Source organism: Streptoalloteichus tenebrarius, assembly GCF_024171885.1.
GTDB lineage: Bacteria > Actinomycetota > Actinomycetes > Mycobacteriales > Pseudonocardiaceae > Streptoalloteichus > Streptoalloteichus tenebrarius.
On sequence record NZ_JAMTCP010000051.1, the window covers coordinates 21,602 to 44,016 of the forward strand.

The 22,415-nt window shown below is 72.0% G+C and carries 23 protein-coding genes; 14 read left to right on the top strand and 9 right to left on the bottom strand.

Going from position 1 to position 22,415, the window contains the following annotated elements; genetic code table 11:
* Positions 1–195: 195 nt before the first annotated feature.
* Positions 196–843 carry an O-methyltransferase gene (locus tag LX15_RS28100; protein ID WP_253673294.1) on the bottom strand — a complete coding sequence of 216 codons (648 nt, stop codon included), beginning with the start codon at positions 841–843 and terminating at the stop codon, positions 196–198.
* Between the two features lie 277 nt (positions 844–1,120).
* Here LX15_RS28100 and sigE point away from each other — a divergent pair, with 277 nt between their 5' ends.
* The 4 genes from sigE to LX15_RS28120 all read left to right on the top strand — a co-directional run bounded on the left by sigE (position 1,121) and on the right by LX15_RS28120 (position 4,766).
* Complete coding sequence (sigE, locus tag LX15_RS28105) at positions 1,121–1,714, top strand: RNA polymerase sigma factor SigE (RefSeq protein ID WP_253673296.1); 594 nt, start codon at positions 1,121–1,123, stop codon at positions 1,712–1,714.
* Positions 1,711–2,487, top strand: a complete 777-nt coding sequence (locus tag LX15_RS28110) for a zf-HC2 domain-containing protein (RefSeq protein WP_253673298.1) — start codon at positions 1,711–1,713, stop codon at positions 2,485–2,487. The genes sigE and LX15_RS28110 overlap by 4 nt, the downstream gene beginning before the upstream one ends.
* Before the next feature lie 156 nt (positions 2,488–2,643).
* Positions 2,644–4,266, top strand: a complete 1,623-nt coding sequence (locus LX15_RS28115; protein ID WP_253673306.1) for a S1C family serine protease — start codon at positions 2,644–2,646, stop codon at positions 4,264–4,266.
* Positions 4,267–4,364: 98 nt separating this feature from the next.
* Positions 4,365–4,766 (top strand): sec-independent translocase, encoded by a 402-nt coding sequence (locus LX15_RS28120; protein WP_253673308.1) that lies wholly within the window; start codon positions 4,365–4,367, stop codon positions 4,764–4,766.
* A 201-nt stretch (positions 4,767–4,967) separates the two neighbouring features.
* On the opposite strand, the gene LX15_RS28125 is transcribed toward LX15_RS28120, so the two are convergent.
* Entirely contained in the window at positions 4,968–6,113 is a 1,146-nt protein-coding gene (locus LX15_RS28125) for an Mrp/NBP35 family ATP-binding protein (RefSeq protein ID WP_253673310.1), read from the bottom strand.
* A 137-nt stretch (positions 6,114–6,250) separates the two neighbouring features.
* Here LX15_RS28125 and LX15_RS28130 point away from each other — a divergent pair, with 137 nt between their 5' ends.
* Positions 6,251–6,742 carry a MarR family winged helix-turn-helix transcriptional regulator gene (locus tag LX15_RS28130; protein WP_253673312.1) on the top strand — a complete coding sequence of 164 codons (492 nt, stop codon included), beginning with the start codon at positions 6,251–6,253 and terminating at the stop codon, positions 6,740–6,742.
* Between the two features lie 45 nt (positions 6,743–6,787).
* Positions 6,788–7,207, top strand: coding sequence for an NUDIX hydrolase (locus tag LX15_RS28135; RefSeq protein ID WP_253673315.1), 420 nt, complete (start codon positions 6,788–6,790; stop codon positions 7,205–7,207).
* A gap of 54 nt (positions 7,208–7,261) precedes the next feature.
* On the opposite strand, the gene LX15_RS28140 is transcribed toward LX15_RS28135, so the two are convergent.
* The 3 genes from LX15_RS28140 to LX15_RS28150 all read right to left on the bottom strand — a co-directional run bounded on the left by LX15_RS28140 (position 7,262) and on the right by LX15_RS28150 (position 9,637).
* Entirely contained in the window at positions 7,262–7,777 is a 516-nt protein-coding gene (locus LX15_RS28140) for a DUF1003 domain-containing protein (RefSeq protein ID WP_253673323.1), read from the bottom strand.
* 83 nt (positions 7,778–7,860) lie between these two features.
* Positions 7,861–9,138 carry a magnesium transporter MgtE N-terminal domain-containing protein gene (locus LX15_RS28145; RefSeq protein ID WP_253673326.1) on the bottom strand — a complete coding sequence of 426 codons (1,278 nt, stop codon included), beginning with the start codon at positions 9,136–9,138 and terminating at the stop codon, positions 7,861–7,863.
* A gap of 52 nt (positions 9,139–9,190) precedes the next feature.
* Positions 9,191–9,637 carry a MarR family winged helix-turn-helix transcriptional regulator gene (locus tag LX15_RS28150; RefSeq protein ID WP_253673328.1) on the bottom strand — a complete coding sequence of 149 codons (447 nt, stop codon included), beginning with the start codon at positions 9,635–9,637 and terminating at the stop codon, positions 9,191–9,193.
* A 72-nt stretch (positions 9,638–9,709) separates the two neighbouring features.
* Here LX15_RS28150 and LX15_RS28155 point away from each other — a divergent pair, with 72 nt between their 5' ends.
* On the top strand, positions 9,710–10,171 hold the full coding sequence (locus tag LX15_RS28155) for a DUF1579 family protein (RefSeq protein WP_253673330.1): 462 nt from the start codon (positions 9,710–9,712) through the stop codon (positions 10,169–10,171).
* A gap of 880 nt (positions 10,172–11,051) precedes the next feature.
* Here the strand turns inward: LX15_RS28155 and LX15_RS28160 are convergent.
* Entirely contained in the window at positions 11,052–11,387 is a 336-nt protein-coding gene (locus LX15_RS28160; RefSeq protein ID WP_253673338.1) for a hypothetical protein, read from the bottom strand.
* A 164-nt stretch (positions 11,388–11,551) separates the two neighbouring features.
* Here LX15_RS28160 and LX15_RS28165 point away from each other — a divergent pair, with 164 nt between their 5' ends.
* The 5 genes from LX15_RS28165 to LX15_RS28185 all read left to right on the top strand — a co-directional run bounded on the left by LX15_RS28165 (position 11,552) and on the right by LX15_RS28185 (position 18,473).
* Positions 11,552–12,511 (top strand): HpcH/HpaI aldolase/citrate lyase family protein, encoded by a 960-nt coding sequence (locus LX15_RS28165; protein WP_253673341.1) that lies wholly within the window; start codon positions 11,552–11,554, stop codon positions 12,509–12,511.
* A gap of 238 nt (positions 12,512–12,749) precedes the next feature.
* Positions 12,750–16,256 carry a patatin-like protein gene (locus tag LX15_RS28170; protein WP_253673343.1) on the top strand — a complete coding sequence of 1,169 codons (3,507 nt, stop codon included), beginning with the start codon at positions 12,750–12,752 and terminating at the stop codon, positions 16,254–16,256.
* 57 nt (positions 16,257–16,313) lie between these two features.
* A complete protein-coding gene (locus LX15_RS28175; protein WP_253673345.1) occupies positions 16,314–16,559 on the top strand; it encodes a hypothetical protein in 246 nt (81 codons plus the stop codon).
* 319 nt (positions 16,560–16,878) lie between these two features.
* Positions 16,879–17,460, top strand: coding sequence for an RNA polymerase sigma factor (locus LX15_RS28180; RefSeq protein ID WP_253673347.1), 582 nt, complete (start codon positions 16,879–16,881; stop codon positions 17,458–17,460).
* Complete coding sequence (locus LX15_RS28185) at positions 17,427–18,473, top strand: CU044_5270 family protein (protein WP_253673349.1); 1,047 nt, start codon at positions 17,427–17,429, stop codon at positions 18,471–18,473. The genes LX15_RS28180 and LX15_RS28185 overlap by 34 nt, the downstream gene beginning before the upstream one ends.
* Before the next feature lie 51 nt (positions 18,474–18,524).
* On the opposite strand, the gene LX15_RS28190 is transcribed toward LX15_RS28185, so the two are convergent.
* Both LX15_RS28190 and LX15_RS28195 read right to left on the bottom strand, forming a co-directional pair.
* The gene (locus LX15_RS28190) at positions 18,525–19,091 is read right to left on the bottom strand and encodes a GNAT family N-acetyltransferase (RefSeq protein ID WP_253673351.1); all 567 of its coding nucleotides are present in this window, start codon (positions 19,089–19,091) and stop codon (positions 18,525–18,527) included.
* A 95-nt stretch (positions 19,092–19,186) separates the two neighbouring features.
* Positions 19,187–19,702, bottom strand: a complete 516-nt coding sequence (locus tag LX15_RS28195) for an HAD hydrolase-like protein (protein WP_253673353.1) — start codon at positions 19,700–19,702, stop codon at positions 19,187–19,189.
* A 67-nt stretch (positions 19,703–19,769) separates the two neighbouring features.
* On the opposite strand from LX15_RS28195, the gene cutA reads away from it, so the two are divergent.
* Entirely contained in the window at positions 19,770–20,093 is a 324-nt protein-coding gene (gene cutA / locus LX15_RS28200) for a divalent-cation tolerance protein CutA (protein ID WP_191892448.1), read from the top strand.
* On the opposite strand, the gene LX15_RS28205 is transcribed toward cutA, so the two are convergent.
* Entirely contained in the window at positions 20,090–21,427 is a 1,338-nt protein-coding gene (locus LX15_RS28205; protein WP_253673355.1) for a helix-turn-helix domain-containing protein, read from the bottom strand. The genes cutA and LX15_RS28205 overlap by 4 nt on opposite strands.
* A gap of 359 nt (positions 21,428–21,786) precedes the next feature.
* On the opposite strand from LX15_RS28205, the gene LX15_RS28210 reads away from it, so the two are divergent.
* Positions 21,787–22,083 (top strand): hypothetical protein, encoded by a 297-nt coding sequence (locus LX15_RS28210; RefSeq protein WP_253673357.1) that lies wholly within the window; start codon positions 21,787–21,789, stop codon positions 22,081–22,083.
* Positions 22,084–22,415 lie beyond the last annotated feature (332 nt).

Consider the following 22,415-nt stretch of genomic DNA (forward strand, 5'->3'; position numbering starts at 1 on the left):
TGTCGAACGGAAAACGCGCCGGGAGCGGTCAGGGAACGCGGCGGGGACCTCCGCCCGCGGAGCACGCGGAAAACCCGCGCGCGCGGCGACGGAGTAGCGCGGCGTGTGATCCGCGAGGGACCAGCACCCAATCGGCGTCCGTGGGCGGAGAAGGACCAGGACCGCCCATGGACGCCTCCGGCGCCGGGACCCGCCTCAGAGCTTCGTGGCGGCGAGCAGGCCGCCGTCCAGCGGCAACAGCACCGGGACGAGGGACTCGTCGTCGCGCACCGCGCGCGCGACCTCGCGGATTGCCACCGTCTCCGGGTCCCGGTGCGCCGGGTCGGCGACCCGGCCCTGGCCCAGCGCGTTGTCGAACACGATGACGCCGCCCGGCCGCAGGAGCCGCACGCCCTCCTCCAGGCAGCGCGGGTACTCCGTCTTCGTCGCGGCCACCAGGACCAGGTCGTACCCGCCGTCGGTGAGCCGGGGCAGCACCTCCAGCGCCTGCCCCATGATCAGCCGGGTCCTGCCCGGCGCGACCCCGGCCTCGGCGAAGGCCCGCTTGGCGGCCCTCTGGTGCTCCGGCTCCACGTCGATCGAGGTCAGCACGCCGTCGGGCGCCATGCCCCTCAGCAGCCACAGCCCGCTCACCCCGGACCCGGTCCCGACCTCGACCACCGCCCTCGCGCGCAGCGTGGCGGCCAGGAACCGCAGCGCCGCGCCGGCGCCCGGTCCGACGGACGGGCAGCCCAGCTCGGCGCCTCGGGCGCGGGCGGTCTGGAGCACCTCGTCCTCGGTGAGGTAGCCCTCGACGTAGTCCGACACCTCGGGCGCGGTGCTGGTCGGCGTTCCGGGGGTCACGAGGGGAGGTTAGCGGGGGTCTGACGGCTTCTCAGGGGGAATGCCCGGGGAAACCCGGAGGACAGGACGCCGTCCGCATTCTCAGACTGTTCTCAGGTCGCTCTCACGGTCGCCTCACGAGTGGACGGAATCCTGAACCCGGGGTCATGGGACACGTCACGCCCACCGGAGTGGCGACCCGGCGTTCGGCCTCCACCCGGAGCCCCGGGAACACGGACCCGACCGTGCACGTTGTCGAGAGGGCGGACAAGCCCGCCAGGAGGTGCCCTACCAGACGATGCGTACGCTGCCGACCGCGACGCCCGACGTCGCGACCACGACCGCCGCTCCCCAGGAGACGGCCGGCTGGACGCCGCCGTCCTGGGACGAGGTGGTTCGGGAACACGCGGACCGCGTCTACCGGCTGGCCTACCGCCTCACCGGGAACCAGCACGACGCCGAGGACCTCACCCAGGAGACGTTCATCCGGGTGTTCCGCTCCCTGGCCTCCTACAAACCGGGCACCTTCGAGGGCTGGCTGCACCGGATCACGACCAACCTGTTCCTGGACATGGCGCGCCGCCGGTCGCGGCTGCGCATGGAGGGCCTGCCCGAGGACACCGACCGGCTGCCCGGCGGCGACCCGAGCCCCGAGCAGGTCTACTCCGAGACCCACCTGGACCCCGACCTCCAGGCGGCGCTGGACGAGCTGCCGCCGGAGTTCCGCGCCGCCGTGGTCCTCTGCGACGTGGAGGGCCTGTCCTACGAGGAGATCGGCGCCACACTCGGGGTGAAGCTCGGCACGGTCCGGAGCAGGATCCACCGTGGCCGGCAGGCTCTCAAGGCGGCGCTGGAGCGCCGCCGCGTCGGTGCTCGGGAGGACCTTGCATGACCCACTTGCGCGGGTGGGCGCTACCGGTGCAACACCTTGCGCCGGACGCCGTCGTGGCCTTCGTCGACGGTGAGCTGTCGCCCACCGCCCACGACAGGGCCGCGGCCCACCTCGCGCGGTGCCCCCAGTGCGCGGCCGAGGCCGCGACGCAGCGGCAGGCCCGCGCGGCGGTGCGCGCCGCGGCGGCCCCGCACGTCCCCACGGGACTGCTGGCGGCCCTGCGGGACATCCCGCGGAACACCGAGCTGCCGCCGCCGCCCGACAACCTGGCGGTGAGTGAGGACGGGCAGCTCGTGGCCGTGCTCCGACCCCGCCCCGCCCGTGGCGGCGGCCCCAGGGGCTCCGGCGGCTCCGGCGGCTCCGGACGGGTGTTCGGCGAGGGCCCGGTCCTGGGCTCCTCCGCGCCGCTGGGCGCCGGCCCGGCCGTGCTGGGCCAGCAGCGCCGCGGCCGGCGGAGCTGGCAGGGCGCGGGCCTGGTCGTCTCCGGACTGGTCCTCGGCGCGTTGGCCCTGGTCCCCTCGGTCGCGCCGGTCGGCGGCGACTCCGACGGCGAGGAGCCCTCGCGCGTCGCGCCGGCCAACGCCAGGGCCGTCTTCGGCGGCGAGGGCGCGCGGCCCGCTCCCACCACGACGTCCGCTCCGACGCCCACGAGGACCTCGGGCGCGGTCGACCCCCGGCTGAACGGCGATCCCGCCGCGGTGGGCCCCGACGGCGGCCCGACCCCCGCGAGCCAGCTCCGGCCACCGCTGATCAATCCGCACTTCGATCGCTGAGCCGGGGGGACCCGCTACGCGGACTTCACCTGTCCGGCGGCAGGATGAGGACCGGCGGACGGCTGCCCACACCCCGTCGGGTGATCTCGGCGGCCGGACGGGTCATCCGTCGCCGCCCACCCAGTCCGTCCCGTCCGACCGCCGCCACGGGGAGCGATGAGCCAGCAGCCGCCGCCGAGCCCGCACCAGCCCGAGCCGGCCGCCCGCGCCGAGCACGCGGGCCCGGCCGCGCCGTCCGCCCCGGCCACGCCGCCCGCCGACGCCGCCCCGGCCGCCCCGAGCGACGCGCCGGAGGGCCGTCCCCGGCTGCGGCCGCGCCCGGTGGCCAAGCCGCCGGTCGACCCGGCCCAGGCCGCGGTGTTCGCCCGACCCCGCGACGTGCGCGGCTCCTTCGCGCCCCGGCAGGAGCGCGGCGAGCAGAAGAGCGCCGGCCTGCTGTTGACGCCCCCGCCACCCGAGGTGCTCCAGAAGGCGTTCCGCCGGCCGGACGGCAGCGAGGAGCTGCTGCAACGTCCGCCGGGATCGCGCCGTGACGACGACCGGGGGCGCGCGGAGTCGCCGTTCTGGAACGAGGACGCCGAGCGCGACCCGTGGCGCGACCCGGCCGCGGCCGCGGTGCTCGGACCTCCCGCCGTGGACGTGGAGGAGGGCGCGGGCGGCGAGCCGAAGGAACGCGCCGAGGGAGCGCGACTGAGCCTGCGCGAGCTGCTGTTCGGCCGCCGCGTGCGGCCCACCGCGCTGGCCGCCCTGTTCGGCGCGGCGCTGCTCGTGGGCGCCGTCGGCGGCTTCCTGGGCCGCCTCACCGCCGAGGAGGGCAGCCCGCTGACCTCGCCGGACGTCACGCTCGCCGAGGTCACCCCCGGCAAGGAGCGGCCGGCGGGCTCGGTGTCCGACGTGGCGGGCAGGGTGCTGCCCGCCGTGGTATCGATCGAGGTCGTGGTCGGCAACGGCGGTAGCACCGGCTCGGGCGTGGTGATCGACGGCGGCGGCTACGTGCTCACCAACAACCACGTGATCGCCGACGCGGCCAAGGGCGACGCCGCCAAGCTGTTCGTCGTCTTCCACGACGGCACCCGCACGCAGGGCCGGATCGTCGGGCGGGACCCGAAGACCGACCTCGCCGTGGTCAAGGTCGAGGTGCGCAACCCCACCGTCATCCAGCTCGGGAAGTCCGGCGACCTGAAGGTGGGCGACGGCGTGATCGCCATCGGCTCGCCGCTGGGCCTGGCCAGCACGGTCACCGAGGGCATCGTCAGCGCCGTCAACCGCGCCGTGCGCCTGGAGGGCGAGGGCGGCGGCCCCGTCGTGATCAACGCCGTGCAGACCGACGCGGCGATCAACCACGGCAACTCCGGCGGCGCGCTCGTCGACTCGCGGGGCGCGCTGGTGGGCATCAACACCGCGATCCGCACGGCCAGCGAGGGCGGCGGCTCGGTGGGCATCGGGTTCGCCATCCCGGTCGACGACGCGCGCCGCATCGCCGAGGAGCTGATCCGCAACGGCCAGGTCAAGCACGCCGAGCTGGGCGTGAACACCAAGACCGTGATGGACGGCAGCGGCAGTGGGGCCCAGGTGCAGAACGTCCGCCAGGGCAGCGCCGCCGCCGAGGCCGGCATCGCCGAGGGCGACATCATCACCAAGCTCGGGGACCGGGCGGTGCGCAGCGCCGACGACCTGGTGGTGGCCGAGCACCAGCAGAAGATCGGGCAGCGGGTGCCGGTGCAGGTCGTGCGCCAGGGTCGGCAGATCACCCTGGAGGCGGCGCTCAAGTCCGACTGAGCGCCCGGCCGGGCGGGGTGTGGCAACCGCCATCTGGGCCCTCGACGGCTTCCCCTGGCGGGTTACCCTGGTCGCGGTCACGGACGCGGAGGTGCCGGGTGCTGGAGAACATCGGCTGGGGCGAGATCCTGGTGCTCGTCGTGGCCGGCCTGTTCATCCTCGGCCCCGAGCGGCTGCCGTCCGCGGCGGCGTGGCTGGGGCGGACCGTCCGGCAGGTCCGCGAGTACGCGACCGGCGCGCGGCAGCAGTTGCGCGACGAGCTGGGCCCGGAGTTCGACGAGATCCGCAAGCCGCTGGAGGACCTGCGCGAGCTGCGCAACTTCGACCCCAAGCGCGCCGTGACGCGGCACCTGCTCGACGACGGGGACTCCGACTTCCGGGCGCCGGACTACCGCGCGACGAACAACGGCTACTCGGACTACCCGCCGCCGGCGCCGCGGCCGGCGCAGAAGCCGCTTCAGCCGCACGAGCGTCCGCCCTTCGACCCGGACGCCACCTGACCTGCTCCCACTCGCCTGATCGACGGGCCTGGCCCTCGGTCAGGTCTTCGCGCGTCTGGCGACCCGCGTCCAGCGATCCAGCACCCCCTCAAGGTGCCCGTGAAACAACGTCTCAAGGTGCCCGTGAAACAACGTGCCCCTGAAACGCCTCGGCACGGCACACCAGGTGGGGTGCCGTGCCGAGGGAGAGCGTGGGGTTCGTCAGCGACCGGCGGGGCTCACGCTGAGCAGGCGGCCCGCCAGGCCCCGCGCCCGGGTCGACAGCCGCTTGGCGACGTCGCGCAGCACCGCGGCGGCCGGGGCCTCCGGGTCGGACAGGACCAGCGGCTGGCCCGCGTCACCGGCCTCCCGCAGGCGCGGGTCGAGCGGCACCTGGCCCAGCAGCGGGACCTCCGAGCCCACGGCCCTGGTCAGCGACTCGGCCACGGTCTGGCCACCACCGGAGCCGAAGACGTCCATCCGGGAGCCGTCGGGCATCTCCAGCCAGGACATGTTCTCGATCACGCCCGCCAGCCGCTGGTGGGTCTGCAACGCGATCGCGCCCGCCCGCTCGGCCACCTCGGCCGCGGCCTGCTGCGGCGTGGTGACGACCAGGATCTCCGCGTTCGGGATGAGCTGGGCCACCGAGATCGCCACGTCGCCGGTGCCCGGCGGCAGGTCGAGCAGCAGCACGTCGAGGTCGCCCCAGAACACGTCGGCGAGGAACTGCTGGAGGGCGCGGTGCAGCATCGGCCCCCGCCACACCACCGGGGTGTTGCCCGGGGTGAACTGGCCGATGGAGATCACCTTCACGCCGTGCGCCTGCGGCGGCATGATCATCGTCTCGACCTTGGTCGGCCGGCCGGTGGCGCCCAGCATGCGCGGGACGGAGTGGCCGTAGATGTCGGCGTCCACCACGCCGACGGACAGCCCCCGGTCGGCCATGGCCGCGGCCAGGTTGACCGTGACGCTGGACTTGCCGACGCCGCCCTTGCCGGAGGCCACGCAGTACACCCGGGTCAGCGAGCCCGGCTGGGCGAACGGGATGACCGGGTCGCTGGAGTCGCCCCGCAGCTTCCGCCGCAGCTCCGTGCGCTGCTCGTCGCTCATGACGTCCAGCTCGACCCGCACCTCCCGCACGCCGGGCAGCGCGGACACGGCGGAGGTGACGTCCTTGGTGATCTTGTCTCGCAGCGGACAGCCCGCGACCGTGAGGAACACCGCGACGTCGACGACGCCGTTCTCGGCGACGCGGACGTCCTTGACCATGCCCAGCTCGGTGATCGGCCGGCGGATCTCGGGGTCCTGCACGCGGGCCAGCGCCTCGCGCACGGCGTCCGTGGTCGGGACGGTCTGACTGGTGGTCACGGGGCGACCTTCCGACGATCGGTTCGGGTGATGGCCATGCTAGTCGCGCGCGGGGCGCGTTCAGGTGACTGGTGGGTAACCCCCGAGAGATGGGGGCGCTCCGCAGTCATGTAGACGCGCTCCGTAACATTTGCACTGTGTCCAAGACCGGAACCGCCCGGTTACCGACGAGGGACGAACTGTCGGCCTGGCGCTCCTTCCTCCGTGCCCACGCCCGGATCACCCGTCGTCTCGAAGCCGAGCTCATCGCCGAACAACGCCTGTCACTGGCGGCCTACGACGTGCTGGTCCAGCTCGCCGAGGCGCCGGAGAAACGGATGCGGATGACCGAACTGGCCGAAGCCGTGCTGCTCTCCCGGTCGGGGGTGACCCGGTTGGTGGACCGACTGGAGCGGAACGGCCTGGTCTGCCGGGAGCGGGCGGACGAGGACGGGCGGGGCGTGGTGGCCGTCTTGACCAGGCGTGGGCTGGACCGGCTGCGCACCGCGTCCAACACGCACCTGTCCGGCATCGTCCGGCACTTCGCCTCCGCGGTCGGCGACGAGGAACTCGACCTGCTGAGCCGCACCTGCGCCCGCCTGGCCAACGGCGACATCCCCGACGCCCCGTCCCGCAGGGCCGACCCCTGACCCCTCCCGGCCGGCCGCCGGCCCGGCGCGTGCGAGAGTGGGGGTGTGAGTGAGCCCCGGGTGATCAGGACCGTCGGCCTGCTGCACGTCGTGGGCCGGCGGCTGCTCGTGGTGCGCCCCAGGGGCAAGGCCGCGTTCTACCTGCCCGGCGGGAAGCTGGAGCCGGGCGAGGCGGAACCGGACGCGCTGCGGCGCGAGGTTCGCGAGGAGTTGGGCGTCGAGCTGGCGCCCGACTCGGTGCGGGAGGCCGGCCGGTACCTCTCCGCCGCCTACGGCGAGGGCGAGGGCGTGCTGGTCGACCTGTCCTGCTACACCGCCGAGCTGACCGGGCGGCCGCGCCCCTCGGCCGAGGTGGACGAGCTGGCGCTGGTGACCGAGGGCGAGTACCTGGCGCACCAGGAGACCGCTCCGGTGATCGTCGAGTTGCTGCGCGACCTGCGGGCGTCCGGCCTCGTCGCCGCCTGACCCCAGCCCCGACGGCGCGACGCCAGCCCCGACGGCGCGACGCCGGCTCCGGCCTCAGTCCTCCCCGCCGGCGTGCCGCCTGCGCTCGTCGTCCAGCAGACCGGCCCTGACCAGGTCCGCCCGCAGCCGGTCCAGCTCGCCCCGCAGGTAGTCCCTGGTCACCCCCTCGCCGAGCGCCAGCCGCACCGACGCCAGCTCGCGGGCCAGGAACTCGGTGTCGGCCTTGGTCCGCTCCGCCCGCATCCGGTCCTCCTCCAGCGAGACCCGGTCCCGGTCGTCCTGCCGGTTCTGCGCGAGCAGGATCAGCGGGGCCGCGTAGGCCGCCTGGGTGGAGAAGGCCAGGTTGAGCAGGATGAACGGGTACGGGTCCCAGGCCAGCGACGCGGCGGCGAGGTTGACCGCGATCCACACGACCACGATCACCGTCTGCCAGAACAGGAAGGTCCCCGTCCCGAGGAACCGGGCGATGCGCTCGGAGAACCGGCCGAACGCCTCCGGGTCGACCTCGATGGTCAGCCGGCGGGGCGTGCGGGGCTGGTCGAGACGGCGTCGGGTCAGCAGCTCGGGCATGGGTGTCCTCCGGTGGTCGCCGGCCGGGCCGCCCGGCCGGTCCCGCGGTGCGGGCGCGGGCTCCCGCGCCGGACCGGCCCGGATCACCCGGGCTGGTCCAGCTCCTCGGTCTCCGGCAGGCCGGTCTCGCGCCAGCCCTCCGGCAGCAGGTGGTCGAGCACGTCGTCCACGGTCACCGCGCCCAGCAGGTGCTCCTGGTCGTCGACGACCGGCGCGCAGACCAGGTTGTAGGCGGCGAAGTAGCGGGTGACCTCGCCCAGCGTGGCCGTGGGCGGCAGTCGGGCGAGGTCGGCGTCGGCCACCCCGGCGACCAGGTGCGACGGCGGCTCGCGCAGGAGCTGCTGGATGTGCACGCAGCCGAGGTAGCGGCCGGTCGGCGTGGCCGAGGGCGGCCGGCAGACGAAGACCATGCTGGCCAGGGCGGGCGTCAGGTCGGGGTTGCGGACCAGCGCCAGCGCCTCGGCGACGGTGGCGTCCGGGGCGAGCACGACCGGCTCCGGCGTCATCAGACCGCCCGCGGTGTCGAAGGAGTAGGCGAGCAGGCGGCGCACCGGCGCGGACTCCTCCGGCTCCATCAGCTCCAGCAGCCGGTCCTTGTGCCGCTCCGGCAGCTCGCCCAGCAGGTCGGCGGCGTCGTCGGGGTTCATCGCCTCCAGTACGTCCGCCGCCCTGTCCTCGCCGAGGTAGGTGAGCACGTCCTTCTGGTCGTCCTCGGGCAGCTCCTCGATCACGTCGGCCAGGCGTTCGTCGTCGAGCGCGTCGACCACCTCGTAGCGGCGCTTGAGCGGCAGCTCGTGCAGGGCGCTGGCGACGTCGACCGCGCGCATGGTGTCGAAGACGGCGAGCAGCTCCTGCGCGCCCTGGGGCTGCCCGGTGATCTCGGCGAGGCCGAGCCCCGTGACCTCGTCCCAGGCCACGACCTGGAGCGGGCCGCGCCGGGCGAGGCGGCCGGTGCGCTCCCGGACCGCGAGCCGGGTGACCAGCCAGTCCCTGGTGCGGGTCTGCTCCATGCCCGCGTCGACCACGATCATCTCGACGTCGGTGGACCGCAGCCGGACGCGGGCGTCGAGCATCTCGCCCAGCACGAGCAGCTCGTTGGGGCGCTGGTGGAAGCGGCGGAGGTTGACCGAGCCGGTCGCCAGGGTCACCGCGTTGGGCTCGATCGCGTTGACCCGCAGCATCGGCACGAAGATCCGGCGCCGGGTGACCAGCTCGACGACCAGTCCGAGCACGCGCGGGGCCTGTCGGGCGATCCGCATCCCGACGACCACGTCGCGGACCTTGCCGACGGACTCGCCGTCGGGGCCGAACACCCCCAGTCCGGCGAGCTGCGCTGCGTAGACCCGGGTCGCGCCTCCCACTCCGATCAGGTTAATCGGGTGGTCCCCCGTCCGCCGGGCAGCGCGCCGTCGTTCAGACGTTCTTCTCCAACCGTTCCCGCAGCGCGCGCAGAACGGCGAGGGCGGTGACCAGGTCTTCGGCCGGGATCGCCCTGGCCAGCTCGTCGGCCCACGCGGTTTGCGACGGCCCGAGCGCGCGCAGGGCGTGTTCCCCCTGTTCGGTGATGTGGATGAGGGGCGCCCGACGGTCCCGCGGATTGGGGTGGGCGGCCACCAGGCCGTCGGCCCGCAACCGGTCGACGGTCTCCTGCACGCTCTGGCGGCGCAGGCCCCTGGCGCGCGCGACCTGCGCGACGGTGGCCGGGCCGTGCGCGAGCACGCCGAGCACCTGCCAGCGGGCGCTGGTCAGGCCGTGGGGGGCGGTCATCGCGTCGCCGGCCCGCAGGACCAGGCCGTTGAGGGCGAACACCTCCTCGACCAGATCGGTGACGACGTCTCCTCCCGAGGTTCGCCTGGGCACGCTGCTAGGGTGGGGTTTTGACAGGGGCCTGTCAAACTCGCTCCTGGCTGGTCGACTGGTGAGGGTGGGGACATGGGCAACGCTCGGCCCGGCCCGGCGCACGAACGGCTCGGTGCGCTGGTCGGGGAGTGGGAAGGCGAGGAGGAGTTCGCGGCCACGCCGTGGGCGCCGGCCGGCACGGCACGGTCGCGGCACAGCTTCCGGTCGGGGGTGGGCGGACTGGCCGTCATCCACGACTACGCGCAGGTGCGCGACGGCGAGCCGTTCGACGGGCACGGGTTCTTCACGGCGGACCCGGGGACCGGCGAGGTCGTGTGGTTCTTCTTCGACGGCGTCGGGTTTCCGCCGGACGTGCCGCTGCGGGGCGACTGGGACGCCGACGGGGTGCTGCGGCTGGCCAAGACGACGCCGCGCGGCCAGGCCCGGCACGCCTTCCGGTTCGACGGGGACACGTTCGAGCACGAGATCGACGTCCGGTTGGGGGACGCGGAGACGTTCTCGCCGTTCGCGCGCGGGCGTTTCCGCCGCGTGTGACGCCCTGACCGGATCGGCTCACCGCGCTCTACTGGGGGTGCGCGGTGAGCCGATTTCGTGTTGCGGGTTCTCCCAGTGGGTCCCGGTGTTTGCCGGTGCTGTCGGCGTTCCCGCGTTGGCGGTGTCCCGGTGATTTCGGGGTTGTTCTTGAAGGCTGCGTGCGGTGACGAGGTGGCAAGGCGGCGCGGTGGCAAGGCGACGAGCTGGCGCGGTGACGAGGTGACGGCCGAGGTGCTTCGGCCTGGTTTCTGTCGCTTGTCGTGCTCGGGCTCGTGATGCCTGGGGCTGTCGCGGTCGGGTCGTCGAGCTGGTGGGCCGTGCTCAGGGTCGTTGTGAGTCGGGTTCGTCGTGCTCGGGTTCGTCGTGTCGTGCTCGGATTCGTTGTGGGGTGGGTTCGTCGCGCTGGTTGTCTCGCGGTCGGGTTCCTCGCGGTCGGGTTCGTCGTGCTGGTCGTGCTGGTTCTGTCGTGCTCGGGGTCTTGGTGGTCGGGTTCGTCGTGTTGGTTGTCTCGCCGTCGGGTTCGTCGTGGTGGGGTTCGCGGTTCATCGCCCTTTGGGCGGTTGTAGTTCGGCTCGTCGTGCTTGCTTGAGGTCAACCCTCTTGTCGCGGTTTCAGCCTCTCGTGGTGACTTTCCCCCCGTCTGGGCACGGAGTTATCCACAGGGCGCCGAGTTGTCCACAGGGGACGGTGTTGTGGTTCCGGCGCGGGGGTGGTGCCGGATAGGCTGGAGCGGGGCTCGCCCCCCGGGACGGGTGGGGGCTGACCTCAGGGGAGGGCGAGCCGTCGGGTGAGTGCCGGCGGCGGCGGCGCCAGGCGGCGCTGAGACCGGGTTGCACGCAGAGCGGGCGGCTCTCGGACTTGGTCGCGTTCAGGGTCGCGCTCAGACCGGGTCCAGCCGGTAGACCGACTCCCACCGCGGCGGCGCGTTGAGGCGCGCCGCGGTCAGCGCGGCGGTCGTGTCCTCGTCCGGGTCCACGAGGCTCGCCCGCGCCGTCAGGTCCATCAGGTGCGAGTGCGTGCTCGGCGAGCGCAGGGTCACCCGGCAGGACACGCCGTCGGCCAGCCCGGGGACCTCCTGCTCCTCCGGTCCGACGGCGACCCAGAGCGCGCCGCCCCGCCAGACCGTCCAGACCAGTCGGGGCGGGTGGTTGGCCGCCGCCACCCACACGGCCCCTGCCTTGCGCAGCGCGGCGTCGAGCACACGAGTCGTCTCCACCGGTCCAGAATCGCACGGCCTGTGAAAGACGCCTCAGCGCGTGGCGGGTGCGGCCCGGCCGTGCCAGCATTCGCCGCACATCGGTTACTCGTCGGTACGGCGCTCCACCGGCCTGGCGTCGCCGCGCCGGGCACCGCCGTCACCCGGACAGGGAGGTCCCGAACGTGGTCGACCGCCAGCGCCCCCGCCGCTCCTGCCTCGCGGTCCCCGGCTCCAGCCCGAAGATGCTCGACAAGGCCCGCGGCCTGCCCGCGGACCAGGTCTTCCTGGACCTGGAGGACGCCTGCGCCCCGCTGGCCAAGCCGGAGGCCCGCAAGAACATCGTGGCGGCCCTCAACGAGGGCGGCTGGGGTGACAAGACCCGGGTCGTGCGGGTCAACGACTGGACCACCGAGTGGACCTACCGCGACGTGGTGGAGGTGGTCGAGGGCGCCGGCGCGAACCTCGACTGCCTGATGCTGCCGAAGGTGCAGACCGCCGAGCAGGTGCACGCGCTGGACATGCTCCTCACCCAGGTCGAGAAGACCATGGGGCTGGAGGTCGGCCGGATCGGCATCGAGGCCCAGATCGAGAACGCGAAGGGCCTGGTCAACGTCGACGCCATCGCCGCGGCCTCGCCCAGGGTCGAGACGATCATCTTCGGCCCGGCGGACTTCATGGCGTCCATCAACATGAAGTCCCTGGTCGTGGGCGAGCAGCCGCCGGGCTACGACGTCGGCGACGCCTACCACTACATCCTCATGCGCATCCTCATGGCCGCGCGGGCGCACGACGTGCAGGCCATCGACGGTCCGTACCTCCAGATCCGTGACGTCGACGGGTTCCGCAGGGTCGCCGGCCGTTCCGCCGCGCTCGGCTTCGACGGCAAGTGGTGTCTGCACCCCGGCCAGATCGAGGTCTGCAACGAGGTGTTCAGCCCGCGCCAGGAGGACTACGACCACGCGGAGAACATCCTCGACGCCTACGACTGGTTCACCTCGGAGGCGGGCGGCAAGCGGGGCGCGGCCATGCTCGGCGACGAGATGATCGACGAGGCGTCGCGCAAGATGGCGCTGGTGATCGCGGGCAAGGGCAGGGCGGCCGGCATGACCCGCACCAACCGCTGGACCCCGCCGGAGGAGTGATCCCACCTCCGCATGGCCACAGCGAAACAGACGCGATCACGTGGCCCCGGCCAAGAAGAAGCAGCCAAGGCACGGGCTCCCCGGTCGTCCCCGGGGAGCCCGTTCGCCTTTCAGGGGCCACGGCGGCCCGAGGCGGGTGGGGCGGGTGGTGGGTTGACCACGGCGCGGAGTGCTCCGCGCGGGTGAAACCGCACTGAGGGGGGACCTTCACGCGACCGTGTAGGTCCACTGTGAGGGCGTGGACCCCTTCCGCCCCCACCCGGCGCACGCGGGCTGGAACCGCCAGGAACTCCGTCTCGCCCTGGCCATGCGGGGCGGGGTCAGCCTCGCGGTCTGGATCGGCGGCGCGGTCGCCGAGATCGACCGCCTGCGCTCGGCCACGAGCCAGCGCCTGGACCACCCCTGGGCGGCGCTGGCCCGCCTCGCCGGCTACGACTCGGTGAGCGTCGACGTCCTCACCGGCGCGTCCGCCGGAGGGCTCAACGGCACGCTGCTTGCGGCCAGCCTCGTCTACGGGTTCCCGTTCAGCGACACAAGGGACGTGTGGGTGCGACTGGCCGACCTGGAGGCCATGTGCCGCCCGATCCCCGGCCTGGTGTCGTCTCGTCCCTTCCGCCTGCTGCCGCGCTCGCAGTCGGTGCTGGAGGGCGACGGCTACTTCCAGGCCAGGCTCGCGGCCGAGCTGGGCAGGCTGACCGACGGCGGCCCGCGCCGCCCCGCCGCGGACCGACTGGACCTGCTGCTCACCGCGACCCTGGTGGACGCGGTTCCGGTGCTGTACCGGGACGACCGGCTCGGGGCCATCCACGAGTCGCGGCGCGGCGCGTGGTTCCGGTTCCGGCACCGGGGAGCGCCCGGCGACCCCCTCTCGCACTTCGCGCCGTGGAAGGACGCGGGCCCCACGCTCGGCCGTCTCGCGCTGGCCGGGCGGTCCACGTCGTCGTTCCCGCTGGCCTTCGAGCCGGCGACGGTCTTCTCGCGGCCGGACCCGCCGGCGGACAAGCCGGACATGAGCGGCGTGTTCTCCGAGACGGCCCCGCCGGGCGCGGGTCCGTTCGGCGTGATCGACGGCGGGGTGTTGGACAACATCCCGGTCGGGGCGGCGATCCAGGCGGTGGCCGCCGCGCCCGCCGAGGGGCCGACGGAACGCTGGCTGCTCTACCTCAACCCTGATCCGAGCGTGGGGGAGACGGGCGGAACGCCGCGTACCCCGCTCACGCTGCCGGCGCTGCCCACGGTCCTGCGGGCGGTCACCACGCGGTTCACCCAGGAGTCGCTGCTCGCCGACATCGCGGAGCTGGAGGCGCACAACCGTGAGGTGCGCTGGGCCGAGCTGCGGGCCGTGTCGTTGCACGCGCCGTTGGCCGCGGCCGCGCCGGAGGACCGGGTGGCCCGCCTGGCGGAGCTGGTCGACCAGGTGCGGCGCGAGCACGCGCGCGTGGTGGCCGGGACCACCGCGGAACACCTGTTCCGCGTGCTCACGGAGCCCCACCAACGCCAGTCGGGCCTGTTGTCGGGGTTTCCCCAGGGCGATGCGCTCGCCGGATGGGCGCCCGCGGCCCGCGCCTCGCTGCCCGGCCTGCTCGACACGCGCCTCTGCGAGCGCGCCGAGACGGGCGAGCGCGTGTTCGACGGCCTGTCGGCGGCGGACGCGGCGGTCGGGCTGTGCGTGGCGTGGGCGCGGGAGCTGGAGCGGTGGGCGCGTGGCCCCGGCCTGACGGCGGTCAGCGCGGTCAAGGCGGACCTGTACCGCCTCCGGCAGGTGATCAACCTGCTGGAGGAGAACGTCGAGCGCTCCTGGCTGGACGCGGCGTTCGCCCGCCCGGTCACGGACCCGGCGCGGTTACCCGAGTGGGTTGACGCGGCGCTCGCGGAGGACGAGCGCCGCCAGCACGCGCTCGGCGCGGACGTGCGGCCCGCGTTGGACGAGGTGTTGGCCGGCGGCGCGGCGGACTTCCAGAAGCGGTTGGTCCGCCTGGCGGACGCCCTCCGGCGCGAGCCGACGGACGCCCCCGACCGCGCCGCCCACCCGGCCAATGAGTCCTCTGTGGACTCAGCGGGTTCTGCCGACGGGACGACGACGACCGACGCGGCCCGCCTGGTCTGGGCGGCGCTGCACCGCCTGGTCGACCGGCTGGCGGAGGCCGCTCCGCCGCGCGAGTCGGATGATCCGCTGGTCACGCACGAGATCGACCCCAGCCGGCGCCCGGAGCTGGTCGGACACGTGATGCTGGAGCGGGCCGAGCCGTCACGACGTCCGGAGGTGCTGGCTGGCCTGGTCATCCTCACCGTCCCGTTGCGCGTCGGCCAGGTCCCCAACGGCCGCATCGCCTTCCTCCGGGTGGCCAGCGACGCGGACACCGCCCTGCCCTTCCGCGCCCTGCGCGCCGGCGTCGACCGGCTCACCCCGGAGACCAAACTGTGCGGCGTCGACCTCGGCAACTTCGCGGCGTTCTGCTCGGGGGCCTGGCGCGCCAACGACTGGATGTGGGGGCGGCTGGACGCGGTCAGCAGCCTGGTCGCGCTGCTCACCGACCCCGACCGGCTCCGCAGGTTCCACAGTGGACGGAGCGTGGACGACCTGTTCGCCGAGGTGGCGGCCATCGCGACGAGCCCGCCGACGCGCGACGAGCTGAGCCCGGCCGACGCGGGGCGGGTCGACGCCGAGGCGTGGCGCGCGTTCCTGACGGAACGGTGGAACGAGCGCGCCGAGGCTGTCCGCGCGGAGCTGACCGACCTGCTCGCCGCGTCCGACCCGGCGCATTCCTCGGCGCATCGCCTGACCGCGTTACGGGCCGCCCTCGTGGAACGCCTCCACTGGGGGGTGGCGGCCACCGAGGTCCCGTTCGTCTCGGCGCTCACCTGCGGCAGGGGAAACGACACGGCCGACACGGGTGCCACGGACGACACCGGTGACGCCGTTCCTCCGCCGCAGCCGGCGCCGCCCAGCCCTGCTCACCTGGTCGAGGAGGTGGAACGGTACGACGTCGGACGGCAGAGGCTGCGGGACCTCGGCGAGGACCGCGTGACCAGGATGGCGATGCGGGTCGGCCTGGTCGCCTATCGGGCTCTGCGGCCGAGGAGCGCGCGACCGGCGGCGCTCGCCGTGCGCACCGCCATGACGGTGCTGCGGCCCGTGTGGCTGGCTGTCCTGTTCGCGCTGGGCGCGCCGGAACGTCTGGTGTTCACCGTCGGGCTGTCCCTGTCGACGTGGCTGTGCACACAGTGGTCCGATGTGGACGGTGGCCGTGGCTGGGCGCGTCTTCCTCTGGTGTACGCGATGGGGGAGACGCGGTGGGACGTGCCGCGAACACTGCTCGCCGTGGGAGCACTCCTCTGCGCCGTCGTCGCGCTGCCCATGACCTGGTCCCGACTGGGCCAACGACCACCGGCGCACTGCCCGCGACGGCCCGTGGTGTTCCCGTTGCTGGCCCTGGTCTGCGTGGTCGGCGGGTTCGTCGCGGCGCTGTGCGGTGTGACGCTGGGTCCGCTCGCGGTCACCCTGGCGGGGATGCTGGCGACTCGGGTGGGGGTCTTCTGGATGCGACCCGTGGCCCGGTTCATGACCACGCTGCTCGCGGGAGTCTGCTACCTCGGCGGCGCGATGGTGTTCGCGGCGTGGGCGCTGCCGATCAGTTGGTGGCTGGTCGCCGCGACGGCGGCCATCTGGTACGCGGTCGCCGCGCTGACCGCCGTCGTGGACGTCCTGCCGGACGTGCCGGCGCGCCACCCCGCCGACACCTGATCGTTGTCACGCCCGGCAACATCAGGACAACATGTTGTGTGCCATCGCGGTGAGATCATGCACATCTGGGGGCTCGCGATTGTCCAAACCGGGACCGCGCGGGTCAGGCTGCTGGGCATGGCCAACCCCGAGCATCCCCGGGGCGCGCTGCGGCGCGCCCTGCGACTGTTCCCCCGTCGCCGCCGTGACGACCTGTTGGAGCGCAGCCTGCGCCCGTGTGGGGGCTGCGGCGAGCAGGTGCACGTGTTCGCCGAGACCTGCCGCCACTGCGGCCACACCCTCGACCTGGTCGCCACCGTCTGAACGACCGGCCCCGGTTCTCGCGTGCCCGCCCCCCACGACGACGGCCTTTCCGCTGGCCAATAGTCCTCAGTCAGCCTTGAGACCGTAGCCGTGCAACGTCCGATTCTCGGCTCTGGTTGCTAGGACTGAATGCGAGTTCGGCATTTCGGTCGCCCTCTGGCCATGCTTCCTCACCGCAACCCGCTCTTAATGCGGCGGGTGGGGCGAACCGGCCGACCTGGCCTCGACCCCAGCGGGTTGATCCACCGGCTTGATCCCCGTCGGAACTTCCTGACGAACCTCGCGTAAGAAGCCGGCGAGCCACGAAAACTACCAGGTGATGGCCCTGGAGTGGCGGGCGCGAGAGGAAGGCTTCATGACATGGGACCACGCGCGATTCACCCAGCTCTACCTCGACACTCACCAACGTGTCCTCCGCTACGCCCTACGTCGGGTCGCGCCGGAGGACGCCCGTGATGTCGTCGCCGACACCTACGTGATCGCGTGGCAGCGGCGCTCACAGCTCCCCTCCAACCCACTGCCGCGGTTGTTACGCACGACGCACAACCGAATCGGAAACCTGCTCCGCCGAGCAGCGACCAGGGATGCGCTCCAGGCCACCCTGGAGCAGCTTCGGGGGCTGGAGCCGCCCGCCGCCGACGTCAGCGTGCTCGAACGCCTCGCTGTCCTGGAGGCGCTGAACCGACTGACCGAGCTGGAACGCGAGGCGATGTTGCTCGTCGCATGGGACGGCCTCTCCTCCCGAGAAGCGGCAACGGTTCTGGATCGCTCGGCGGCAACATTCGCTGTTCGCCTCCATCGGGCGCGACGGCGCTTCTCCAATCACCTTGAGCAGCTCGACGTAGAACTCTCGGGAGGTCTCCAACTATGCGGAAGCGCCGCAGCGCGTGGGCACGCCTGACCAGTCAGCAACCAATCAACGCTGATCTGGTAGGGGACGGCTCACCCCCGCCTCTGCCGGACCTCGAATCGGTCCGACCAGCGCACGCCTTACCGACGCCCCGCCCACCAGTTCGAGGGTGGGTCCGCCCCGCCCTGCTCGCCGCAGCGGTTGCGGCGGTCGTCGCCACGACGATGGCGGTGACACACTTCGGCACCAGCAATGAAACAGCATTCACTCCGCCGCTCCTGACGTTCCAGCCAGCGGCGAAACAGGACGCACACACTCTGCTTCTTGGACTGGCCGAGACGGCAAGCCGCCAGCCGGCGCTGAGCGGACAGGGCGCGGTTCATTACTCCCTCGCGCGCCAGTGGGTCTTCACTTCGTCCCGCGACCACTCGGGGCAGCACCTCGGGTCCAGGCTGGGTGAGTACAAGATGGAGACGTGGCGAAACCCTGACGGCACCGGCCGATCGCTTCGAGCGGAGCAGAATCCACCGCCTGGTAGCAACCCCGTTGTCATGGACATGCCTCTTCGCCCCAGCGAGACCACCCCGACCACATCCGAACGCTCTCGTCCCGACCAGGAGACGCTCCCGCCTGTCGGCCGAGCCGACGCGAACAGCCTCCGAGAGCGCCTTCTCGCTCAGGACTCAAACCGCACCGCAGGGCAGTGGTTCGAGGTCGCTGCCTCGATCTGGGGCGGACGTGCGGGTGATCCAGCCTCCGCGGAGGCCCTGCTGCGCATTCTGGCCGACCAACCGGACATCAAGGCGGAGGGAACCACCGAAGACCGGTCAGGTCGGCGAGCCATCGCAATATCAACAGATGGCGTGAACGGGGACAGCCGGTTCCCTGAGCAACGTCAGTACCTGCTCATCGATCCCCAGACAGGATTCTTCCTCGCCCGTGAGCAGGTTGCGCTCGCTGTCAGCCCCACTGCCGGGGAGACAGTTCAGACGCCGGCAACCATCGGCTACTACCTGTGGCTCAAAGCTGCGCTCGTGAGCGACACGACGACGCGGCCCGAGTAGTCATGGAAACGACAACGGCGAGCGGGGCGCCAGTGGGAGGTGCCCCGCTCATCAATCGCCCGGTTTGGCAGCGGACTGTGCCTGCCCGAGCTGGCGCCAGTCGTCCTCCAGCATTGAGTAGAGCAGGCTGTCGCGCCATGAGCCGTTGGTGAACACGTGGTCGCGGAGACGGCCCTCCAGTGTGAAGCCCAACTTCTCGATGACCCGGAGCGAGACGGTGTTCTCCGGACCGATGGTGGCTGTGATCCGGTGGAGCCCAAGCTGGCAGAACCCGAAGTCGACCATTGCTCGGGACGCGTCGGTGGCGTAGCCCTGGCCATGGTGGTCAGCGGCGATCGCCACGCCGAGCTTGCCGGCGCGCGCCTCTCCGAGGCCGAGCCGGCAGAACCCGATGAGCCGGTCGTCATCCAGGCGCGTGACCGCGAGGTAGAACTCGGTTCGCGGGTGGTGCTGTGCCCGTTGGATGGCCGCGGTCAGTCGTGCGGACTGTTCCTCGCGGCTCAGTGAGTCGAAGGACAGCCACTTCGTCACCCGGTCATCGCCGACGACGGCCATCGAGTCGTCAAGATCGTCAGCCCGAAACTCGCGAAGCGCCACCCGCGAACCCACCAACCGCATGGGCGGACGGTAGCGGTGCACAACTCACCGAGGAAGCGCTGCGAACGGGTGACACCCAAACCGTCGCACGACAAGGGAAGAAGGCGGATGCGAGGTCAATCCCTGAACACAGCACGCAGTACTGCCTCTGTGTCCCGCAGGTCTGGCAGGACGACGGTCGCCCCAGCGGCTTCCAGTTCTGAGGCTGTGCTCTTCCCGGTGGCGACGGCGACCACTCGGGTGCCCGCGCTCGTTCCGGCCGCGACGTCATGGGGTGTGTCTCCGATCAGCACGGTGTTCGTTCCGTCGAAGGTGTCGCCGCTTCGTTCGCTCGCGCGATGCTGAGCGATCTTCACGAGGTCCGCGCGGTCGGTGTGTCCGTTCCCGTAGGCGCCTGTCGAGAGGTCGAGGTACGGGATCAGCCCGAAGACCTGCGCCTTGATCCGGGCGACCTCGGGCAGGTTGCCGGTCAGAACGCTCTGCCAGGCGCGGGGCTCGGCGTCGAGTGCCGCCAGGGCGGCGACAGCTCCGGGCAGCGCGCGGCCCTGCCGGCCGAGCCAGTCCCGATGCCGGTCATAGTCCCGATCCCGAACCGCGTACTTTCCGCTGTCGTCCATGCCGCTGGTCAACATGACTCCTATGGGTCAGATCCAGTGACCCTCCTGACCTTCGCGGAGGGTGAGTGGATAACGTCGGAGTGTGAGTGAGTACAGCGAGGTCGTGACGACCACCGGTTCCGCCGAAGCCGCCGAGGAACTCGCACGCGGCATCATCAAGGAACGCCTCGGCGCGTGCGTGCACATCGTGCCCATCCGCAGCGTCTACCGGTGGGACGGCGAGGTCCAGACCGACGACGAGTGGCGCTGCATCATCAAGACCACCACCGCGCGGGTGGAGGAGCTGGTCGCCCACATCAAGGCGAACCACTCCTACGACGTCCCGCAGGTGACGGTCACCCCGATCATCACCGGCAACCCCGACTACCTGGCCTGGGTCAGCGAGGAAACCCGCCCCACGAGCTAGGCATCTCCCAACACGGCGAGCCGCTGACGAAGTTGATCGGCAGTACCCGAGTGCCTCTTTCGCGGCAGTGCCGACCGAAGTTCGCGGAGCCGACCAATCGCCAGGCTTGCCTCGGTGCGCGAAGCCAAGTCCAGCGCGGCCGAGGCAAGCCCATCGGCGCGGTCGAAGTTCTGGGTGCGGACGGCGGACAACGCAAGGTCAGACAGAACAAGCGCGCGAACCTTGTTCTCGCTGGGGCCGAGTGAGGCGAGCAGCGAGTCCGCCGTGGCGTCGGCATCCCGATGGCCCAGACGGTTGTAGGTGGTCACGGTCGAACTTCCGAGCCGGCTCGCGGTGAAGAAGGCGGTCCAGGGCCGTTCCGTTCGCGGGTGGGCGTAGTCGAACGCGGTGATCGCCCGCTCCACGGCGCGCAGCGCTTCGCTCTCCTCGCTCAGGCTCGCGCGTTCCTCCGCCTCGCGTACCGCGATCCATGAACGAGTGGCGGGAGCGGAGGAACCGCGAACCCGTTCCCCGGCGGCGACCAGCATCCGGATGGCGGCGCGGGTGGCTCCCCTCGCGCTGGCGAGGTAACTCCAGTAGCCCAGTGCGCACGCGGCGAGAGGACCATCGCCCACCTGTTCGGCGAGCTGCAACGTACCGCGCCACGCCAGGGCAGCGTGGTCGGGTTGGTTGAGATCGAACCAGAGCCAACCAGTGAGCGCGTCGGTTTCTCCAAGCGCGACGAGCAGTCGAGACCGCAGGTCGGCGCGCCGGGTGTTGTTGACGAGCGCATGGATGGTGGCGCGATGCTGGCGGAGAGCAGTGAGAAGTTGGCGCGCGGGAACGACTTCTTCAGTCTGATAGAACTCCGAAGTCTTGTCCTCGACCAGCTCGACGGTCGTGTCGTCTGCCGCCCGGCCTCGTGCGGTGGCCTCGGTGAGCCGTTGCCAGGGAGACGCCGCGAGCAACGCCGAGCCAGCCGCTGCTGCGGTCACGCCCGCCGCCTTCAACAGGCCCCGTCGGTTCACGTCGTCGCCCCCTTCGTCGGGAACTTGCCGCCTCAAGGGCAGGTTACGGGGGAGGATCAATCGCTTGACAGGGTGAAAATCGTCGACGGGTTCAACCGGTGGCAGCGTGAACCAGAGCAAGCGTTCTGGCACACGCAGAGCGCGAGCCCACCGTTCGAGTCGGTGGAGGTCGGTCACCGGCCCGCCTCGCTCGTGCCGGCTCACCTGTCCCTGGGTGAGCCCGATCCAACGCCCGACAGTTGTTTGGCTGATCACGGGATCGTGGGCGTACCGGTATGCCCGGATGACCTTCCCGATGTGGCGTGACGCGAGGGCGTCACGCAGCATGTCCCGATCCCACCACTCGTCGGGATGATGAGGCGCCTCATTCAGCTCAGGCTCGATGAGCCGAGAGCACGGGGCGCATCTGGTGCCGCTGTTGTCTTGAGCAAGAGCGTTCTCGCAGTTGACGCACCGTCGAATGGCGCTGCGACCACTCATCGCGCCGCCTCCCCCGTGAGCGGAAGACCACGAAGCGTAGTGCAACGTGTGCACTGCGCTGCCGCTATGAGTGAGGCTCATACCGCATGTGTCGCTGGGATTCCTCTATTCGCGCTGGTGCGAGACCTTCTGTCACGCCCAACGACGTTGTCGGGAGGTTTGCGGATGGTGGATGGTGCCGTCACTGCTACGGCCCGGGGGCGGGCGTGAGTCTGGTTGCCACTGGTCTCGCGGTCGGGCTGCTCGGGGTCGCGTTCTGGATGCTCGGGCACTGGGCTCGCTGCATCCGCCCTGAATGTCGGGTGTGCGGCGTCGAACTCGCCGACGTGCTCGTGCCCACCTCCGACGGTGGTTTCGTCCTCGTCCTGCCCGGTCCGCCGATCCGGGTTCGGGTGCGCGTCGCCCGGGTCGCCCGAACGGTGATCGCGCTTCTGGTCGCCGTGATCGTGCTGACCAGCGACGTGGGCGCGCTCCTGTTCACGGCCGTGGCCAGCCAGGGATAGGCGACCGCGTCTCGTCCGTTCAGTCCTCGTGTTCGTTCACGGGCGGGGGCTGCCCAGTAGCGGGCGAGACGCGGGATGAGGCCCCGTTGGTGGAGCGGGGCTTCGGCGGCGGGACCGGGCCCCTCCCATCCCTTGGCCCGGTCCCGCCGCCACCAGACCCGAAACTCCAGCGCACATCCGGAGGATCTGAATGCGCCGCACCACAAGGGAAGGAAGCTGATGTGAGGTCAATCGGCGCGAACCGCACACGGTGCCGCTCGGATCAGACAGGCAGCCCGGCCTTCTTCGCCAGTCGGACGAGGGCCGGATTGCTTCGGCGGTGCAGGGCGATG